Here is a 20,332-nt window from a genome sequence, read left to right on the forward strand (position 1 = left end):
CCTATTTTAGTCTTTTGGCTTATTTTCTAGACTAAACATTTTCCAATAGCAGAAAAGAATGACAATTGACAAAATTGCAATAAAACAAAATGCAGCTTCACTACCTTGATTAGTTAAAACGCGGTAGTTGCCAGCACGATTTTGCCAAATAGAAATTATTGCCGCCGTTACAGCTGTTCCCATTGAACCTGCATATTGCTGCGTGGTTTCAAAAACGGCTGTCGCATCTGTTCTCATTTGATTGGTTTGAACTTTCATCGCTTCAGCCATCGTATTGTTGAAACACATTCTGTGTCCTAACATCAAAACAGTATAGAAGATCATCAGCATTATCGTTGTTAAGTTTAAGCCAAAAATCATAAACAAAACACTGGCAATAATAAACATGATAGAACCTGTATATAAAGCTACTTTAGCACCATGAGTATCATAAAATCTACCAAAGATTGGATTGAAAATTGAAGAAATAATACTGCCAGGAAGCAAAATTAAACCACCGATTAATGAAGTTGAACCGCCGACAATTTGCGCATAGTTTGGAAGTACAAAACTAATTCCGATATTAATAAACTGTAAGCTAAAATATGCGATTAATACATAAATAAATGCTTTGCATTTAAATACTGCCAAATTTACTAATTTCTTAGTACTGGTCTTTGATAAATGAATGAAAAGCCACACTAAAAATGCAGTTGCAATCATCCCTAGCCAGAACCAAATATCAGTCAACCCATTTTCAATTTGGTTAAAGCCAAGATTAAATACGACCAGGGCTAAAACAATAACGACGTATCTGCCCCAGTCAAAAGAAATATTTTTCTTTGGGTGATACTTTTCAACAGCAAATGCGCCAGGATTAAAACAATAACACCAATGCCAATTACAATATGGAAGATTAAGCGCCAGTTCCAGTAATAAATTACTGTCCCACCAAAGGTTGGTCCTAAGGCTGGTGCTAAGGCAATTACCAGACCGGCAATCCCCATCCAGAAGCCCCATCTTGATCTTGGCATTAATTCAACGACTAAATTGAATAAAAGCGGAATCGAAAGTCCCGCTCCAAAAGATGAAATTAGACGTCCAATCAATAAAACTGGGAAACTATTTGCTAGACCACAAATTAATGAACCAAGAATAAATGTAATTGCGGCAGTCAAGAATAATTGACGTGCTAAAAAACGTTCATTTAAATAGGACGAAGCAATAATAATAACTGCGATCATCAAGAGATAACCGGTTGTCGTCCATTGAATTGTTCCTAAACTAACCTTAAAAATCTTCATTAAAGTTGGAAAAGTTACATTCAAACTGGTTTCTGTCAAAATACTAATAAAGCCCATTAAGGCACAAGAAATAATTGCTAAAACATGTTTTGCGGTAACTTTTTTTCCTTCACTTTATCATTTCCTCTCTAAATCAAAAAAGAGTAGAAGCTGAATGCTTCTACCCTTTCTTTGATCACACAAGTGTAATCACATTAATCGTACAACAGTTAATGGTTGTACTGAGTATACGCGATATTAAAGACGCTTAGCTAAGTCATCGTGTAAGTTTTCGTAGCCTGGCTTGTTAAGAAGACCAAACATGTTACGCTTGTATGCTTCAACACCTGGTTGGTTGAATGGGTTAATACCGTTCAAGTAACCTGAAATACCAATTGCTAATTCGAAGAAGTAAATCATGTAACCCAAAGTATGTGCTGATTGGTCTGGAATGTTAACAGTCATTACAGGAACACCACCATCAGTGTGGGCCAAAACAACACCTTCGTAAGCACGGTCGTTTACGTAGTTCAAGCTCTTGCCTTCCAAGAAGTTAAGTTGATCCAAATTCTTGTCATCGCCAGGAATCTTAACGTCGTGACGTGGGTTTTCAACACGAATAACAGTTTCGAATAAGTTACGAAGACCTTCTTGGATGTATTGACCAAGTGAGTGTAAGTCAGTAGTGAAGTTGGCACTAGATGGGTAAATACCCTTTTGGTCCTTACCTTCTGATTCACCCATCAATTGCTTGCACCATTCACCAAACATTCTAAGGTTTGGTTCATAGTTTTCAACAATTTCAGTAGTGTAACCCTTACGGTAAAGAATGTTACGAAGTGCAGCATATTGATATGGTGAGTTCTTGCTTAAGTCAGTGTCAGTGTAATCAGCACGTGCATCAGCAGCACCCTTCATCAATTCATCAATATCAGCACCTGAAGCAGCGATTGGAAGCAAACCAACAGCTGAAAGAACACTGTAACGACCACCAACATCATCTGGAACTACGAATTCTTCGTAACCTTCTGCGTCAGCTTCGGTCTTAAGAGCACCCTTCTTACGGTCAGTAGTAGCGTAAATTCTCTTTGAAGCTTCTTCCTTACCGTACTTCTTGATCAACTTGTCTTTGAAAATTCTGAATGCTACTGAAGGTTCAGTAGTAGTACCAGATTTAGAAATTACGTTAATGCTGAAGTCCTTGTCGCCTAACCATTTAATAAGGTCGTAAAGGTATGAACCTGAAAGTGAGTTACCACAGAAGACAACGATTGGGTTATCGTTCTTTTCCTTGCCGTAGAAGTTGCTGTTCAAGAATTCAATTGCAGCTTGAGCACCAAGGTAAGAACCACCAATACCGATACAAATCAAAACATCTGAATCGTTTTGAATCTTCTTGGCAGCCTTCTTGATACGGGCAAATTCATCCTTGTCATAATCAACTGGCAAATCAAGCCAGCCACGGAAATCGTTACCTGCACCAGTACCTTCACGGAGTTCAGTGTTAGCAGCATTAACCATAGCTTGCATTTCGCCTAATTCATTTTCATGAACAAATGGTGTTAATTTACTACTATCAAATTTAATTAAACTCATAAATCTGCTTCCTAACTAGATAAAATTATTTATTTCACAAGACTATTTTAGCAATCTTATTTCTCGAATACCAGTCAAACAATTGATTATTTGATAAGTTTTTTCCCCTAACAGATAAATCAAGTAACCGATTACCATGCCACAAGTATTAAAGAAAACATCATCGATATCTGAAACTCCTGTTTCAAGCAAGAATTGCAAAGTTTCAATCATAATTGAAAAAAGAATTCCGGCGCCAATAACTTTAATAAAACTTTGCTTCTTTGAAAAAACGATTGGCGTTAAAATTCCAAGGGGCAAGAAACATAAAATATTACCGAAGCAGTTATAAATAAAATCTACTTTGCTTTGAGCATAAACCATTTTCCATGTTTCTTTTAAAAAGACGAAGTTGATATCGCTAAGTGGCCGATTGAAATAAAAGTTCAGCTGCCAAGGGAAATAGGATTCTCTAAATGTAGTAAACATTAAGACCAAAATAATATAAAAAGCAAGAAGCCATACGCTGGCCTCCGAAGGAATTGATCTTCTGCGTCTAACGCATAAAAGCCAGATCAATCTGATAACTGCAAAAATCAAAAAATAAAAAATCGTTTTGTCTAATGCGAGCAATGTCAGTTTGATTAAAGCAAAATGATTTATTCTAGTGGCATATAAAGCTGATAAAAAATTATAAAATGATCCCAAAAACAGCATGCTTTGCTTTTCCTCTGCAATTAATTTCTAAAATAAATTATACTCATTTTTAGGGACTTTAATTATTAAGAAAAAACTAACTCTGACCAAAAGATTGTTTTAAACGAATTGAACCTTTAAAATTAACATATTCAAAGGAGAACTTCATTTTGAAAAAACAAAGCTTAATCAAGTTTATTCAAACCAGAACAGGTTTCTTGACGCTGCTTGTCTTCCTGTTTTGGCTCAAATATATCTTCGTTGCCTACTGTGATTTCAGCTTAGGTTTAGGAGATCCTTATCAACATATCATCATGTGGCTGAGTCCAATCGGTACGGCAGTACTGCTTACCAGCATTGGATTTTATTTTCCAAAGCCAATTGTTTCCTATATCATGATGCTGGTTATGGACTGTCTAAATACGATTCTTTTATTCGCAAATGTTCTATATTACCGGCAGTTTACAGACTTTTTGACAGTCAAAACCATCACCAATGCAAGCAAAGTGGCTCCAGGTTTGGGTAAAAGCTCTGTCGCACTTTTACAACCAAGCGATATCATCATCTGGATTGATTTGATTGTCGTCATTCTGCTTCTGATTTTTAAAAAGATTAAGATTGATCAAAAATCCTATGGTTTGCTCACACCATTTGCAATTACCTCGGTAGGAGCATTTCTGGTGGGTTTTAATATGTTTTTAGCAGAATCGTCTCGTCCAAGACTTTTGCGCAATACTTTTGATCGCTCTTACGTAGTTAAATACTTAGGAATTGATACTTATACGACCTATGACGGAATCAAGAGTGTGCAGACGGTACAAGATACTAAAAATGCCAGTGCATCTGATCTGAACAGCATCATTTCATACACTCAGCAAAACTACGCCAAGCCAAATTCAAGCATGTTCGGTATTGAAAAGGGCAAGAATGTTATTATCATTCACCTTGAGAGCTTCCAGCAATTTTTAATTAATTTAAAAGTTAACGGCAAAGAAGTAACACCATTCTTAAATTCTCTCTATTCAGGCAAGCACACGATTAGTTTCAGCAACTTCTACCACCAAGTTGGTCTAGGTCGAACCAGTGATGCGGAAAACTTGCTCGAAACCAGTACTTATGGTATTTCTGATGGTTCTTTATTTACGTCATTGGGATCAGAAAAAACATTTCAGGCTGCACCGCAGATATTAAAACAGAAAAATTACACTTCCGCTGTTTTCCACGGAAATGTCGGAACTTTCTGGAATCGCAGCAGTGTTTACAAGAACATGGGCTACAACTATTTCTTTGACCAAAGTTATTTCAGCTCGGCTAGAACTGATAAAATCGGCTATGGTCTAAAGGACAAGCTGCTTTTTGCTGAAAGCATTAAGTACCTTGAGCAAATTCAGCAGCCTTTCTATTGCAAATACATCACTGTCACCAACCATATTCCATTCACGATGGATGCTGAGGATTTGGACCCTAACTTCAAGACCACCTCAACTAGAGACACAACGATCAACAACTATTTCCAGACAGCTCATTATCTGGATCAGGCAGTCCATGAATTCTTTAATTATTTGAAAAAATCAGGCCTGTACAAAAATACAATGGTTGTCATCTATGGTGACCACTACGCTTTGAGCAATTCTGAAAATCAAACGCTGGCTCCAATTATTGGCGAAAGTGCTGATACTTGGAATGAATTTAACAATGTTCAAATGCAGCGTGTCCCGTTCATGATTATTGCGCCAAACTTGAAAGGATACCGCAATAATGAGATTTCAGGCGAAATTGACGTTTTGCCAACCTTACTTCACCTGTTAGGCGTAAATACAAAGAACTATATCCAATTTGGTAGTGATCTCTTCTCCTCAGATTACAAAAAATGGGTTGTCTTTCGTAACGGAACCATTGTTAGTGAAAAATACGTAATCATCGGTGGTAAAGGCATCAAAGGCACTGTTTACGATCGCAAGAGTGGCAAGCAAATTTTGCATTACACCGCCCAAGAAAAGAAAGAGATCGCCTATTTGGCAGCACAAGCGAAGGAATCACTTAAATATTCAGATCAGCTGAACACCCATAATTTACTTCGCTTTTACACGCCTGCTGGTTTTGTGCCAGTAAATCCAAATCAATACGATTACTTCACCAATTATCAGCAAATGATTCAAATCAGAAATCAATTAGCTGGAAAATCAACTTCACTCTACAGTCAACATCACGGCTCAACAACAAAGCTTTATTCAACTGATGCAATTCAATTGAAGAATCGGCAAGATGAAATAAATAAGATACCGTCATCCGTTCTCAACAACCATTTGAATTCTAGCAAGAGCAGTTCAAGCTCAAGCAAAAATAAAAAATAGCAAGAAAAAAACGGCTAGTAATACTAGTCGTTTTCTTTTGCAACAAATTGCTCATAACCTTTGTCATAAATGATGACTGTAAAGGTTGATCCTTCTTTGGGATTGGATTTAACCGAAATTTTCCCGCCGTGCTGCTTAATCAGGGATGAAACAATTGATAATCCTAAGCCAGATTCACCTTTCCCCAAACGTGCTCTTGATGGGTCTGCTTTGAAGAAGCGCTCAAAAATATATTTAGTCTGTTCTGGGCTCATCCCGATCCCATTATCAGTTACCTGCAATTCACAGGCATGTAGCAAACGACGACCCTTGATCGTAATTTTACCATCATGGGTAAATTGAATTGCATTTTGAATCAGATTAACCATAATTTGAGTAAAACGATCATGATCTGCATAAATCGGCAATTTAGCTGGAACATCTAAAATCAATTGATCATTAGCCTTTTTAGCATTTTGTTCCAATTGAGTTTGCAAATCATGCAACACTTTGCAGGCATCAAAGTTAGTCTTGATCAACATAATTTGGTTATTGCGAATCTTCTCATAATCCAAATTTTTATTGACCAGTCTAATCAATCTTTTAGTTTCTCGGCGCATTAAAGCAATGGATTTAGGCTTAGATTCTTCAGGAATTGCATCATATTGCAAACCTTCCAAAATTCCATTAATCGTAGTTAGCGGTGTTCTCATCTCATGAGCCGCATCGGCCATAAATTGGTCACGTCGTTCTTCCTGCGCTTTGACCTCTTCATTCGACTTCTTTAATTTTCGAACCATGCGGTTAAAATTGGCTGCCAACTGATCGATTTCATCATGATCCTTATGTTCAATTTGAACATCAAAATCTCCGGCGGCAACTTTTTCCGTTGCCCTTGAAAGGCGTTTGATTTTGCTGGTTGAGTAGTATGCCAAAATTAAACTTAAGATTAATCCTACTACCAAAGTAATAATTAAGGCATTGATCAAGTTTTTCTTTGCCATAGTGATTGGTCGTTCAACATTGCGAACTGTCGAACCGATCCAAATGATCCCAATCAGTTTTTGCTTGCTAAACCAAGGCATCAAGACACCGGTATAAGCGTATTTGGTTTGCCCCATATACGCGCTTTCCTGATTATTGTTGCGAATTCGAATTTCCTGACCTTTTTTCAAAGAATCATAAACGTTATTGGGCAACTTAAAAGTGGTTGTGGTTTGAGGATAGATCTGTTTATTTTTCGTGTTAAAAATTCGAAAGTGAACATGCTCAGCACTAAGAATAAACTGCAATTGATTTAAAAAAGTCGTATCCAGCGTTTCTTTTTTGCCACTGCCTTCTGTTACAGCCAATTTACCAATCGCATTACCATAGCTTTCCATTCGCCCAAAATTTTGCTCATAAGCTTGATTGCGAACGTAATCAATTTCAGTGAAGCCAATAATTGAAACTGAAGTAATGATAATCAATAAGAAACTGAGCATGTGCTGATAAATAAGTTTCATTATTCAACTTGCGAATCATCAAATTTATAGCCGACACCCCAGACAGTTTGAATAACTTGAGGACCGACTTTTTCAAGTTTTTGCCGCAATTTCTTAATATGAGCATCAACCGTTCTCTCTTCACCGTAATACTCATATCCCCATACCAGTTCCAATAATTGGTCCCGTGAAAAGACCTGCTTAGGCTTTTGTGCCATCGTAAATAACAGATCAAATTCCTTAGGCGTCAATGTTGTCACTGATTTGCCATCAAACAGAACTTCTCTTCTTGATTTTGAAATTTTAAGATGCTGCGTTTGAATATCATAATCATTGTTAACAGCATTATTGGTAGGCTCATCCATCATTACGCGTCGATGAAGCGCCTTAATACGAGCAATTAATGCAATTGGACTAAATGGCTTTGATACATAGTCGTCAGCACCAACGCCCAAGCCTAGAACTTGATCAGCTTCGCTTCCCCGTGCCGTCAGCATAATAATTGGTACTGTAGGTGAAATTTGTCTAACTTCTTTAGCAACTTGAATGCCATCTTTTTTAGGCAGATTCAAGTCTAGAGTAATCAAATCGTATTCTGAGGCGTGCTCTTTAAACATCTCAACTGCTTGCACGCCATCAACGGCAACATCTTGCTGCCATCCTTCTTTTTTGAAAAACATCTCCATCATCTCAGCAACAGAGGTGTCATCTTCAACCATCAAAATTTTTAAACTCATTCTTAATCTTTAAATCCCTTTGTCCGATGATGTTTAACTTTGTCTGGCTCAACATAATCAGGTGGCAACTCATTTCTTGCTTTTAAAAATTTTTGAAGACTCTTCTCAGTCCAGACTATCGGCAAAATAATGAAAATGTAGAAAGTCAACAGCCATATAAGAAAAAAGCGATCCGCATTAAGCAAGTGGATAATCAGCCCGATTACAAATTGAATAAAGCCAAAGAGCAAACAATATAAACTTGCTCGTCTCTGTGCAAATTTAAAACTTGCCTTATTCACTTGAGCTAAATATGATAAATAGCCATAAATTTGGTTCGGTCGTTTGGCTGGTGAAATCAGCCAAATTAAACCAACTGCCATCATTACGCTACCACAAGCTATGTAGATCACTATTAATTCGCTTCCCTAATAAAATTGTTGTCTATTCTTCACCTGGAGCAGACATTATAATTCTCATTTTACCAGTGAGAGCAAAATTTTTCATCTGATCTGGAATAATTAAATTCGTTCCGAGCTTTAGATCCCAACTTTGACCATCAGCTTCAAGCTTGCCAGAACCTTTAATTACAGAAACCAACAAATATGGATGATTCTTGAGACTGGACTTCCAAGTACCGTCCAAATCAATTTGCCATAAGTAAAAATGCGGCGAAATTGGTGGCTCAACAAGAGTCTTGATTGAAGCATCTTGATCCTTATCAGTATGAACATTAAGTTTAGGATCAACGTGCGGAACTGTTGTTACGTCAATTGACTTTTGCGTATGAAGTTCACGTTTTTTGCCAGTCTTTTTATCAACTCGATCATAATCATAAAGACGATAAGTTACGTCACTGGATTGCTGTGTTTCAATTACCAAACTGCCCTTTGTCAAAGCATGAATGGTACCAGCTGGAACGTAGAAGAAATCGCCAGCTTTGATTGGGACTTTACGCAAAAGCTTGTCCCATTCGCCTTTATGAATCATATCAGCCAGCTCTTCTCTGGTTTTGGCATGGTGACCATAAATAAGATATGCGCCTGGGTCAGCCTGCATAACGTACCAGCTTTCAGTTTTGCCTGAATCATGTTCTACTTTGGCTGCATAATCATCATCTGGGTGCACTTGCACTGATAAGTTATCATTGGCATCCAAGAATTTTACTAATAATGGAAATTCTTTTGCTTTAGGATTGCCAAAAAGTTCAGGATGCTCATGGTAAACATCTCTCAATGATTTACCTTTAAGTGGTCCTGCAGTTACAGTTGAAGCATCATCTTTGTATCCAGAAATAATCCAGGCTTCGCCAACTTTGCCTTCTGGAATATCATAATGAAAAATTGTATCTAGTTTGCGTCCACCCCAAATTTTGGGTCTAAAATATGGTGTTAAAAAAATTGGTTCCATCAAAATTCGCCTCACATAAAGTATATACTTTCTATAAACAAAAATGAAACCCCTTTCGCTTTTCATTTAATAATTTTAACATAAGAAAAAATCGCATTAGAAATTAATCTAATGCGATTTTGTATCTAGTGGAGATGAGGGGGATTAGAAATAATCCCTCTCAATGCTTTAATATCAACGTTCTACAAATATATGAAGTACAATATGAAGTATTTTGCCTATGATTCCATGTAATTTGCAAAGTTGACCGCCGTCTTTTTCGCTTCTTTTTTAGTTACGTGAGTATAAATATTCATGGTAGTGGTTATGTCGGAATGTCCTAGCCGTTCCTTAACGTCCTTCATAGATACGCCCGCATCAAACAACAAAGAAGCGTGAGTGTGTCGAAAGCCGTGAACTTTAATATGTCTTAAACCATAGTATTTGCAAATTGCATCATTCCATCGTTGTGGTTTTGATAAGACCGTATAAGTTCCCTTAGTATTAGCAAACAGTAAGTTATCATCACTAAGGAAGTTCATCCCTAGCTTGAACATCTCTTTTTGTTGTTTCATCCGCCACTCTTTCAAGTAGTCCATTGTTTTAGAATCCATATCTAAAACACGTACACTGCTCTTATTCTTACATGGTGACAGATACAAGCGATTATTTTCGCCTGATGCAAGTGACTTGTTAATATTGATAGTCTTATTCTTAAAGTCAATATCCGACCATTTGAGAGCCAAGCACTCACCTTTTCGCATCCCTGAATAAGCAAGCAATCTAAAAAACATGAAATATCTAAAATTATATTTCTTTGCATCGGTCAGATAGCTATTAAGCTCTTCCTTAGAATAAAAATTAGTAAATTTGCTATTATCTCTTTCAACTTTTGGCAAGATCACTTTCTTCATAGGATTTCTCTTCATTAGCTCCATAGTAATACCGTAATTGATAAGCTTTGAAGCGTAAAAGACGAACCGCTTGAATGTTTTAGGAGCTTCAACAAACCAAGCATTTACGGCTTGTTGGCACTCATACACGTTCAATTTATCTAGGTAAATGTTACCGAGTTGTTTAAGAATGTGGTTCTTGAATATCTTCTTAGTTGAAACAAAAGTGCTTTCTTGAACCGTGGTTTTATAGAGCTTAATCCATCGATCATAAAGATCACTTAACCGCATTTTTTGTTTGCTTATAGGAACATACTCACCTTTTACCACCTTTAATTGATATTTAAGATAGCTTTCTAGTGCTTCTTTTTTTGTTTTAAAGCCTTGTTTCTTAATCTGTATTGTATGCCCTGTTATTTCATCAACGCCGACATACAACAAGAATTTATACCTAGTTTGTCCACTTGGTGTCGTGTATTTCTTAATATCATTATTCATAGTTAAAACCTCTTTTACTCATACGGCGCAAGCGAGCTAATCAAAGGCTTCTAATGAGTAATTGATATATCACGGTTTGTGATAAGTTGTGAAAAATAAAGACATGCAAAGGCGGTTCATCCCTAACGAGACGGGACAATAAAGCACGTATACAGAACGACCACTCACAAGGACAACTTAAATTAAGGCGGTTCAATGCCTAGCTTTTGAAACAATCCAATACGTGCGCAATTTTGCACATATCACAATTAATTTAAAAAATCTCTTTATTAGGCTTACAGGTCTTAGCTTTGTTCTTTGCATAATTCAACATTTCATCATAATTATTAAAATAAAATTCATTCAAAAAGGATTTAGGGCGAACTTTTACATTACTATCTGGTAAATTCTTAATGTCCTTTTTGAATTTCTTGGCTTCTTTAATTAGAGCATCTGTAAGACTAATAATGTCTTGCTTATTGCCGAACCTAGTTTCATACATCATATAAGAATCAAATGTATCTATGAAGTCTTGTAAATTATCTTCATACCTTTTACTTAAAGTAGTTTCTGTAATTAAAATCACATGTTCTTCAAGAAGATTAAATATACATTCTTTAAGCAAAATATCTCTTTGTGGCGATATTGGCGAATTATAAAAATCCTGAATTAATACATGATTTGCCAAAAATGAAAAATACTTTTGCCAATACTTTTGTACATTAGTTGTAAATTTCTTTATTTCATCCCTAGAAAATAAACTATCAAGTCTAGGAATATCGGGTGAAAAAGTAAACACCTCTTCAAGTATTTCATGAATGTCATATAGATTATTATCAGAATTAAAATAATTATTATTCAATATTCTAAAAACGTCTCTTTGCGTATAATTCGATTGTATTCCTTGCAAGTATGAAACAGAAACACCGAAAAAGTTTGCTAATTTCTTCCATGTTTCAAGTTTCGGTTCTCTGTCTCCTCTTTCATATTTTGATAAAGTATCCGCCGTGATTGGTAGTCCATATTCTTTTAAAGCGGAACTTGCTTCCTTCAACGTCAATTTTTTATTTTTACGTAACTCTCTAATTCTATTACCCAATATACTTCACCACCTCTACTTATTAATATAATATCATTAATTCACACATAATTATACGAATTGTATTGAATTTTTAAAATACAAAATGTATAATCAGTATCGAAAGCAAAATAATACATTATGTATAAAAATGAGGTGAAAAAATGACAAAACAATTACTTTCATTTAAAGAAGCTCAACAATATTTAGGATTTAAATCCCCCGCTTCTTTACGAGAATACATTGAACAAGGATTAACAGTCGTTCAAGTCGGCAAATCAAAGCGTATTGATCTAGACGATTTAAAACAATTTGTTAATGAACATAAAGTCTCTAAGAAGGTGAACTAAATGGAATACGGTCAAACCTGTCTTGATCTTGATGATGTATTTTCGCAAGATGCATCCCAAATGAAAGACAAACCTTTATCAGATAATTCAAAAAGACTATTGAAGATTCTTCAATTTCATATTGGTAAAGCTAATGCTATCCATAGTAAAGACTTAGTGAGGCTAATTGGGATTCAATCAAGAGCGATCACGGATTGTGTGGCATCTTTGCAAGATCACAATTATCCCGTTTGTTCCACTAAGGATGATGGTTATTGGATGTCTAATGACCCTATTGAATTTAATCAGTATCTCAATAAGCGTGAGAAAGAAAATGAAGCAAGTAGACAGCGCATTAAGCGGCTGCGAGCCTCTAAACTTGGTCAGTATCTGATAATTCATCCTGATCAAAAGAAAGACGGTGAAAAGGGATGAAACACTTATATCAAGCATTTTGCGAGTGGTTCTTGTTGCCTGATGATGCATCAGATATGAAGTTTAATTTGATGCTCTTTATCTCAATAGCCACCACCTTGTTACTGTCATTAGCAAATATTATTAGTTCTATTTTTTAGAAAGCGTGAAGATTATGGAAAATCAAAAAGACAAAACTACCGATTTAAGTGACGATCACAATTATTGCTGTGGTATCAAGAATCAAGATTAAAGAAAGGAAAAGACAAAAATGAACACTCCCATAGTAAAGCAAGCTCAACTCATGCTAAACAAAATAGGCATGAATGTGACACTTGAAGAAACCTATCATGAGTTGCTTAGACAAAATTTTATTAATATTGACGGCTCACCTACTCAATGGGCAATAGATAACGGCTTAGTAAGTGAAGGCTATATTTACAACTTCCCTCACGGCTTGAAAGAACCCAAAATGACAGAGAAAGAAAAAGAAGATCATGATCTAGATGAAGTATTTTCACTGATGCCAAAAAGTGCATTCATGAAAAATGAACAAGATGATGACTATTTAATAAACGCTCATGAGTTGATTAAAGCCATCAAAAAAGCATTATCAGAGGGCAATATATCCTCTGATAATCGTAAAAAATTTGAAGACGTACTTCATGAGCTTGAAAATCAAATTTCAAATATGAATTAGTATTTTAAAAGAATTTCTGAAAGATGGTGAATAGCATGGAGTTCAATTTAGATCAGCAAGATCAAGCCAAAATTAAGAACACTGTCGTATCAATCGTACAAGATGCCATTAGTCAAATTGGTTCAAATTCCCGTCCCTACTTGAACAGAAAAGAGATTGCAAAGTATTTCGGCGTTGCAGATTCAACGATTAGCTATTGGGCAAGTCTAGGGATGCCCGTTGCTGTCATTGACGGTCGAAAACTTTACGGCAAGCAGTCAATCACTCAATGGCTCAAATCTCATGAGAGGCAAGAAAAGGAGCCGAATATGAAGACAAAAAAGCCCACAACTATTGGAGTAGTTGTGAGCCATAAGTAAAAATTTTCCGAAAGATTTTTACACGTAAATTATAACAGACTTGTTGGCGCAAGCGAGTTAATCAAAGACTTCTAATTGAAGCAAGTGTAAGACATCCCTATTGGATGTCTTTTTTTATCAAAGGTGGTGAATTATGACAGCAACAGCATATAACTTGAAGATACCACTTGCCATAGTTTCCAACTACAATCTTTCACCACTATCAATCATAATTTTTGGCGAGATTTATGACATATATGCCAAAAAAGGGACTTGCTATATTACCAATAAGACTTTGGCAAAACGGCATCATTCTAACAATACGTCAATTCAAAAGGCTATCCTGAGCTTAAAACAAGCTAAACTCATTAAGCGCTTGCCGACTGATAAGAAAGAAGTTCGCAAGCTGAAAGTTTTACCAGTATCAGAAACAAGCAAAGCATCTACAGGATTTATATTGATTCCTGATTATCTTCTTCAAGATTTGTCTTTAAGAAGAATAGATGAATTGATTTTCGGCTATCTGGTAAGCGAAAGCAAAAAACAAGAAAAGATTAATCAAGACAAGAAGCTTAAAAATGCTATCCCAACTGTTATAACTACCAAGACGGATATAGCCATAATATTCAAATGCAGTCCTATAACAGTTAAGAGAAGTATTGATCGACTAAAACAAGCACAATATCTCACTTATGACAGCATCAAGGGAAAACATCTAGAAATCAGAGCCTTTTATAGTTACGCCACTTTTCCTCAAAAAATATCTTTGCCTGATCGGTTTTTCATTGATTCTCCACTGGTCACTAATTGGAACCTATATCAAAATCGGGTATCGACCTATATCAAAATCGGGCAACTAATAGAGTATTAAATAGAGTTATTAATAAAGAGGAAAAATCCTCCTCTAATAAAGATCATCCGCGGGCTCCAACTTATCCACAAGATAAAAATGAGACTATGGACGATATCCCCTTCTATGATTTGCCTAGTGTTGAAGATATGCCTCCTGAAATAGATTATGGAACTACAAAAGACATAGAAGATTTGAATATGATCAGTCAGCAGATAGCCTCTTCTATTCAACCAACTACAAGAACTTCTAGAACTGCAAAAAGTGGTTCAGAGGGGGCTAAGGATAAACAGATATCTTTTGAGACCAAGAAAGATCAAGATAAAAACAAATCTGAGAAGAGTATTTCTTGTACTAAAAGACCAGCCTCCAAGATCAAAGCAAAGCATTATCAACCATACAACGGTTTTAATTTAGATTATCAATGCAATGCTCTTCAAAGTATGCTAAGAAGCATCACTAATAAGCATTACGTAATAACTAAACAAAACTATTCGCAATTAGAGCAAAGGCTCAAAGGTGGTTACTCATTAGAAGACTTTGAATTTGCCATAACTAGCTTACACAATAAACATGAACCAATTAGCATCAAGAACTTAATTACTCACATTGGTGACTATATAAGTAAAACTAATTTGAATTAATCTTACTACAACAACCGTATTCAAGCGTACGGTTGTTTTTTTGTTCTGAAAGAGAGCCAAAATGGCATGATATAAGCCGATTCCATGCCTTTTCAGCGTCAGCGCCTAAATGGTTAGGACGGTTCCACTACCCTAGTATGATGGACGCCACAAGGGTAACTAGCTTGCCGAAATACTACTCATGCTTCATAGCTCTTAGATCGAGAACTGGTTCTATTTTATGAAATTCTTGGAGCGCCACTAAGTTGGTGGCAAATTGACAGATAGCCTCAATTCTTAATCGGCATATCGAATTATGGCTTATATGTAATTCCTGTTCTATTTGCCATACCAGCTCACCATCAAGATAATACTTTTCAATTAACGTCCTATACAACGGCTTGCACGTCCTGAGAGCTTGATAGATGATAGATGCTTCATTGATCGGCTCTTTTGGAATACCATCAACAAGATCATGGAGCGAATAGCCATAGCGTAAAAGATAATACTGTAAATCATTCTTGAAGAAGCGGTCTACTCTGCTTCTAGTTGCCTTCCTGTCTATATTCATTAATTCCATAAGTCTAGCCTCCCTCAGATACTATTTATTTTCATGCCATCAGTCGGGATGCAATATATATCCCTATATTTACCCTGTACTTTGTTCGGCTTTGAAGTTCAACTGCCCTAAGAAAACCCTTAGTTTAAATTGTAAATTCTGCTTAGAATCCGAACTTTGAACCTCAGAAAACCTCAATCAACCTGTTAAAACCTGTTCTCAGATTAGGAAATCTTAGTATTCAGCCTAACAAAAACAGACATAAACCTAACAAAACCTAACTTGAAGTTAAATTAATCAGAATTAAGCGTTACAAAGCGTTACATATTTCAGAGCAAGAATGCTATTTTATCAACGTTTTCTGCTGAAAAAATGCAACACTTTTAAAAATAAAATTCGAGCAGACTTGCTAATTATTGGTCATATTTGTCGGGAACTAAAAAAGGGCATATTTATTTTCGAGCCTGTTAACCATAACAAAACCTAACATTTGTCGTTAACGTAATCGTGTCGATGCAAAGTGAAGAAAGTTCATTCAGGAGTACCCTAGTAAATCCCCGTATCGACATACGCAATCAATTTGATCGGCGGTTCAATCTGTTTCGCTTGCTGAATGCCTTCAAATCTTTCGGCAAATTCAAGCAATGCCTCATTCTTCAAGTTGCTTAGCTTTGACTGCTGTCGGCTTGTATATCCAATTTGCTTGCCTATTTGAACTAGGGACAAATGGTCAAAATAGCAACCGACCAAGATTGCTTTGTACGGCTTGGAGGAATCGTTGTTGCAAGAATTAACGGCATCAGAAACACAATCTACAATCTTTTCAGCATAGAAAATCCGCATCATCGCTCTATCTTGGTTATTAACGTTGCTCTTAGTTTTGGGCATCCCCGTAATAATTGGACTACTGAGGTCAAAACGTCTCTTACTGCTTAAATTTAAGTAGCGATCAAGTGTCTTGTTGAAGAAGTGTCTTGTTTGACGACAAGTTTCATCTTCGTCAATTTCAGCAAAGAACATATACAAACCTCATTCATGAAAAATCTTAATCATAGCATTTTAATTATAACGTCAAATATTAAGATAATTCTTTCTAATCGAGCAGATTTTGAAGTATGAGTGGTTTTAAAATGAACTATGCATAGTTACACGTAAGCAAAAATAAATGGCTTAAAACGCAAAAATAAGCCGATTTAATATATCGAACTTGACCGTTGGCAAAAGTTGGCAATTTTTGGAGTTTTTGAAGATTTACCAATTCACTAGAAAGCTTATTATATCAAGGGATGTACATTCTTTTTCAGCAAAATAAATAAATAAAAAGTCCAATTCTATAAATCAAGTCATTAATGCAGAACCTGATAAAACCTGAATCTCAATGCTGAAAATTGTGTAGTGAAAAACATGTTTTCCGATTGTGAAAACTTGTTAAATATTTGAAGTCAAAGTAAAGCTAGAATCGTCCTGAGACTTTTCACGTCAAGGGGATGCCCGATTTTTATTGGACGTACCACTCACAATCTCAAATTCTGATCTAATTTCAGCACAAAAAAGAGATCAGTCCAAAAATGGGCTGATCTTTTTTAACTATGTTTATTGATATTAAGAACTCTTATATTATAACATGCCATGCATCGCATCGAGGAATAATGCATAAGTTAAAAGCTTTTGATTAACTCGCTTGCACCAAAATAAATTAAATACTAAAAGCTCAAAAATATGAAGTAGAATATGAAGTATTTTTTTACAATTTCAATTAATTTCAGAAAGTTTCAAAAAGCAAAAATGCTTTAATATCAACGTTTTCAAGGCATTGAAATTAAAGCATTATTTTATCTATGGAGATGAGGGGAGTTGAACCCCTGTCCAGACGCAGCTCATCACTGACCTCTACAATCATAGTTATATTACTTGAACTTCACTAGCTCAAAACGCCATATAACAGGGCTAGAATGAACTAGCTAACCTGCTCAGACTCTTTCTAACTATTCAGGTGGGGTAGTTAAACGTAACTCGCTAATGTTGATACCTAGAACCGGCCACGAGTAAGCTGGTTAAAGGCAACACATGCGCCTAATTAGGCAGCTAATGCGTAAGAATTACTGTTTTTTGCAGTTAAATTTAAATTAACGTTTTTACGTAGACGTAACCTACGAATTGCAGTCAATGCAAGTCTACGCCTGTCGAATCCCAAAAACATCCCCATAAAGAGAACATTATCTATTATACAAATTAATTGCTATGTTCTCAAATATTTGGCTTAATTAGTCTAATTTGGCCAATCTTGCAACATCACGTTCAATCATTAACTCTTCATCAGTAGGTACAATCATGACCTTAATCTTAGAATCAGGCTTGGTGATGAACTTTTCACCATTTGTTTCGTTAGCCTCAAGATCTGGATCAATGCCCATGAATGCAAGTTGTTCCATCACAGCTTGACGAACGCCTTTATCATGTTCACCTACACCAGCCGTGAAGATAATTGCATCGGCTCCACCCATTTCAGCATAATATGCACCAATGTAACGAATAATTCTGTTAATGAAAATTTTTCTAGCAAGTTTAGCACGTGGCTTATCGCTTGTGTTGATATCGCGCATGTCTGGAGAAATACCAGAAATACCGAGCAAACCTGACTTTTTGTTTAACACGGCAATGATCTGGTCAATGTCCAAATGTTCCTTGTTCATAATGTATTCAAGAAGTGATGGGTCAACATCACCGGAACGAGTAGACATCGTGATACCAGCTAATGGACTGAAGCCCATTGAAGTATCATAAGATTTGCCATTCTTAACAGCCGTAATTGATGCGCCTGAGCCTAAGTGACAAACAATTAGTTTCAAATCCTTAGGATCTTTGTGCAATAATTCACTGCTTCTTTGAACTATATAGCGGACTGAAGTTCCGTGAGCACCGTATTTACGTACTTTATATTTTTCATAATATTCATAGGGAATTGAATACAAATAATGCACAGGATCCAAAGATTGGTGGAAGGAAGTATCAAAGACACCAACCTGAGGAACATCTGGCAAAATATTCATAAAAGCTTCGATTCCCATTGCTTCTGGCATATTGTGAAGCGGTGCGTATTGCGTTAAATCGAATACTTTCTGAATATTGTCCTTGGTGATAATAGTAGATTCTTTAAAATCTTCTCCACCAGCAACAATTCTGTGTCCTACCCCAATAATTTCATGAATATTATCTATTACTTTATACTTTTTCAAGTTTTCAATTAAAAGCTTTACAGCAGTTTCTTGATCTGGGATCTTCACGTGTTCAACATGCTTAGTACCATCGGCAAGTTTAATTTCAAAGGTTGAGCCATCAAGCCCTACTCGATCAGCCATTCCCGATGCCAGTACCTTTTCATCAGATACTGAAAAAAGCTTGTATTTAAATGTAGAACTACCTGAGTTGATTGCTAATACTTTCTTCATAAGAAAATCCTCCACAACTAATGATTTTTTTCACAAACTAATCACTAGATTTAGTATACCACTCGTTAAGTTTAATATTAAATGCGATTAGGGAATCTTCTTTCTTAAGTGAGTCTAATTTAGTTAATAAGACATCTTTAGCCTTAGCATTATCACCATGATTCTGGAAAACTAAAATAGATTTTTGGTTAAATTTATTTCTGAACATGTCATCCGGCAAATCAATAATTGCATTGAGGAAAACTTTCTTAGTCAACCATGGCATAAATTGATTACGATCTTTTCCTTGCAGCATCCCTGTTGGAACAAGCAAGAATGCGAAACCGCCAGCTTTTAGATTTTTAACGATTTGCTCTACAAATAAAAAGTGAGCGTAAGAATGTCCTTTTTTATTCTTTAATTCAAAGTACTCAGCATTATTGTCTAGTGGATAATAACCAATCGGCAAATCAGACACAATAGCATCGGCCGGCTCTGTCATCCAAGGCATCATCGCATCTTGACAATAAAGATCAATCTTTAGTTCATTCAAATGAGCTGCAATATCAGCAAAATCTAGCATTTGCTCATCATTATCGATCCCAGCCAACTGGTAAAAATTCTTGGAATGATTCTCTGTCTTTAATTGATTAATGACCGAATAAAGAAGTGAACCAGTACCCAGGGCAGGATCAACTACTTCCAGCTGTTGATGTGCTGGCAAAAGTCGCTGCATTAAGAGAGCAATGACCGTTGCCAAAACTGGTGGCGTCGGCATTTGATTGCTGTTGCGGCCATCGTCATTGATCGCTTTTAAAGTCAAATAGTTAAAAATCAAGACTTTGCTGCGTTTTGGCAACTGCTCATAATTCAATTTGGCATACATTTTGCTTAATTGGGCAACTGTTTCTGTATCAGGAGCGCCCATCTCAACCTTGATCTTGCCATTTTCCAAGTTATCAAAGGTTTCAGTCAATGCTTCGCCAAAAGAAACATTAAGTGCGTCTTGCAAGATTGTTACGCAAGCTAAAAATTGGTTAAAAAGTTTTTCGAAATTTTCCATATTCACCCTTCTTCTAATCCTTATTTATTTTAATAAAAAGAATCAAAGGGTGGCAAGTAAAGTTAATTATCTCGCAAATATTCAATTATCATTTGATTGCTTTCCACAGTATCATGCAAAATCTG

General features: G+C 36.0%; 19 protein-coding genes, 1 other RNA gene and 1 pseudogene. 7 read left to right on the forward strand and 14 right to left on the reverse strand.

Going from position 1 to position 20,332, the window contains the following annotated elements:
- Window positions 1-6: 6 nt before the first annotated feature.
- The 3 genes and pseudogenes from D0Z64_RS04350 to D0Z64_RS04360 form a co-directional block, all read right to left on the reverse strand.
- Window positions 7-1,340, reverse strand: a pseudogene (locus tag D0Z64_RS04350) (MFS transporter).
- A gap of 180 nt (window positions 1,341-1,520) precedes the next feature.
- Entirely contained in the window at window positions 1,521-2,858 is a 1,338-nt protein-coding gene (locus tag D0Z64_RS04355; RefSeq protein WP_006351778.1) for a glucose-6-phosphate isomerase, read from the reverse strand.
- A 42-nt stretch (window positions 2,859-2,900) separates the two neighbouring features.
- Window positions 2,901-3,554, reverse strand: coding sequence for a VanZ family protein (locus D0Z64_RS04360; protein WP_080881496.1), 654 nt, complete (start codon window positions 3,552-3,554; stop codon window positions 2,901-2,903).
- Window positions 3,555-3,703: 149 nt separating this feature from the next.
- Between D0Z64_RS04360 and D0Z64_RS04365 the strand changes: the two genes are divergently transcribed.
- On the forward strand, window positions 3,704-5,887 hold the full coding sequence (locus D0Z64_RS04365) for an LTA synthase family protein (protein WP_080881497.1): 2,184 nt from the start codon (window positions 3,704-3,706) through the stop codon (window positions 5,885-5,887).
- A gap of 23 nt (window positions 5,888-5,910) precedes the next feature.
- Here the strand turns inward: D0Z64_RS04365 and D0Z64_RS04370 are convergent, their stop codons facing one another.
- The 6 genes from D0Z64_RS04370 to D0Z64_RS04395 form a co-directional block, all read right to left on the reverse strand.
- Window positions 5,911-7,371 (reverse strand): sensor histidine kinase, encoded by a 1,461-nt coding sequence (locus D0Z64_RS04370; protein WP_080881498.1) that lies wholly within the window; start codon window positions 7,369-7,371, stop codon window positions 5,911-5,913.
- Entirely contained in the window at window positions 7,371-8,087 is a 717-nt protein-coding gene (locus D0Z64_RS04375; RefSeq protein ID WP_080881499.1) for a response regulator transcription factor, read from the reverse strand. The genes D0Z64_RS04370 and D0Z64_RS04375 overlap by 1 nt, the downstream gene beginning before the upstream one ends.
- A 2-nt stretch (window positions 8,088-8,089) precedes the next feature.
- Window positions 8,090-8,479: an SdpI family protein gene (locus tag D0Z64_RS04380; protein ID WP_040457047.1), complete on the reverse strand. Its 390-nt coding sequence runs from the start codon at window positions 8,477-8,479 to the stop codon at window positions 8,090-8,092.
- Window positions 8,480-8,510: 31 nt separating this feature from the next.
- A complete protein-coding gene (gene manA, locus D0Z64_RS04385; protein ID WP_080881500.1) occupies window positions 8,511-9,476 on the reverse strand; it encodes a mannose-6-phosphate isomerase, class I in 966 nt (321 codons plus the stop codon).
- A gap of 218 nt (window positions 9,477-9,694) precedes the next feature.
- Window positions 9,695-10,846: a site-specific integrase gene (locus tag D0Z64_RS04390; protein WP_127345661.1), complete on the reverse strand. Its 1,152-nt coding sequence runs from the start codon at window positions 10,844-10,846 to the stop codon at window positions 9,695-9,697.
- 253 nt (window positions 10,847-11,099) lie between these two features.
- Complete coding sequence (locus D0Z64_RS04395; RefSeq protein ID WP_127345662.1) at window positions 11,100-11,924, reverse strand: helix-turn-helix domain-containing protein; 825 nt, start codon at window positions 11,922-11,924, stop codon at window positions 11,100-11,102.
- Window positions 11,925-12,067: 143 nt separating this feature from the next.
- Between D0Z64_RS04395 and D0Z64_RS04400 the strand changes: the two genes are divergently transcribed.
- The 6 genes from D0Z64_RS04400 (at window position 12,068) to D0Z64_RS04425 (ending at window position 15,178) form a co-directional block, all read left to right on the forward strand.
- Window positions 12,068-12,253, forward strand: coding sequence for a helix-turn-helix domain-containing protein (locus D0Z64_RS04400; protein ID WP_080881503.1), 186 nt, complete (start codon window positions 12,068-12,070; stop codon window positions 12,251-12,253).
- Window positions 12,254-12,667: a hypothetical protein gene (locus tag D0Z64_RS04405; protein WP_127345663.1), complete on the forward strand. Its 414-nt coding sequence runs from the start codon at window positions 12,254-12,256 to the stop codon at window positions 12,665-12,667.
- A gap of 250 nt (window positions 12,668-12,917) precedes the next feature.
- Entirely contained in the window at window positions 12,918-13,346 is a 429-nt protein-coding gene (locus D0Z64_RS04410; RefSeq protein ID WP_080881505.1) for a hypothetical protein, read from the forward strand.
- Between the two features lie 35 nt (window positions 13,347-13,381).
- Window positions 13,382-13,705, forward strand: a complete 324-nt coding sequence (locus D0Z64_RS04415; RefSeq protein WP_127345664.1) for a DNA-binding protein — start codon at window positions 13,382-13,384, stop codon at window positions 13,703-13,705.
- Window positions 13,706-13,838: 133 nt separating this feature from the next.
- Complete coding sequence (locus D0Z64_RS04420) at window positions 13,839-14,555, forward strand: helix-turn-helix domain-containing protein (RefSeq protein WP_127345665.1); 717 nt, start codon at window positions 13,839-13,841, stop codon at window positions 14,553-14,555.
- Between the two features lie 86 nt (window positions 14,556-14,641).
- Window positions 14,642-15,178: a hypothetical protein gene (locus D0Z64_RS04425; RefSeq protein WP_127345666.1), complete on the forward strand. Its 537-nt coding sequence runs from the start codon at window positions 14,642-14,644 to the stop codon at window positions 15,176-15,178.
- A gap of 175 nt (window positions 15,179-15,353) precedes the next feature.
- Here the strand turns inward: D0Z64_RS04425 and D0Z64_RS04430 are convergent, their stop codons facing one another.
- From D0Z64_RS04430 to D0Z64_RS04450, 5 genes are all read right to left on the reverse strand, one after another.
- On the reverse strand, window positions 15,354-15,737 hold the full coding sequence (locus D0Z64_RS04430; protein ID WP_127345667.1) for a hypothetical protein: 384 nt from the start codon (window positions 15,735-15,737) through the stop codon (window positions 15,354-15,356).
- Window positions 15,738-16,262: 525 nt separating this feature from the next.
- Window positions 16,263-16,736 carry an ArpU family phage packaging/lysis transcriptional regulator gene (locus D0Z64_RS04435; protein WP_127345668.1) on the reverse strand — a complete coding sequence of 158 codons (474 nt, stop codon included), beginning with the start codon at window positions 16,734-16,736 and terminating at the stop codon, window positions 16,263-16,265.
- An 816-nt stretch (window positions 16,737-17,552) separates the two neighbouring features.
- Window positions 17,553-17,920, reverse strand: a transfer-messenger RNA (tmRNA) gene (gene ssrA / locus D0Z64_RS04440).
- A 60-nt stretch (window positions 17,921-17,980) separates the two neighbouring features.
- On the reverse strand, window positions 17,981-19,165 hold the full coding sequence (locus tag D0Z64_RS04445; RefSeq protein ID WP_040457050.1) for an acetate/propionate family kinase: 1,185 nt from the start codon (window positions 19,163-19,165) through the stop codon (window positions 17,981-17,983).
- A 37-nt stretch (window positions 19,166-19,202) separates the two neighbouring features.
- Window positions 19,203-20,207, reverse strand: coding sequence for a class I SAM-dependent methyltransferase (locus D0Z64_RS04450; RefSeq protein WP_080881512.1), 1,005 nt, complete (start codon window positions 20,205-20,207; stop codon window positions 19,203-19,205).
- Window positions 20,208-20,332: the final 125 nt, after the last annotated feature.

It is taken from the genome of Lactobacillus amylolyticus (assembly GCF_003999355.1).
Taxonomy (GTDB): Bacteria; Bacillota; Bacilli; order Lactobacillales; family Lactobacillaceae; genus Lactobacillus; species Lactobacillus amylolyticus.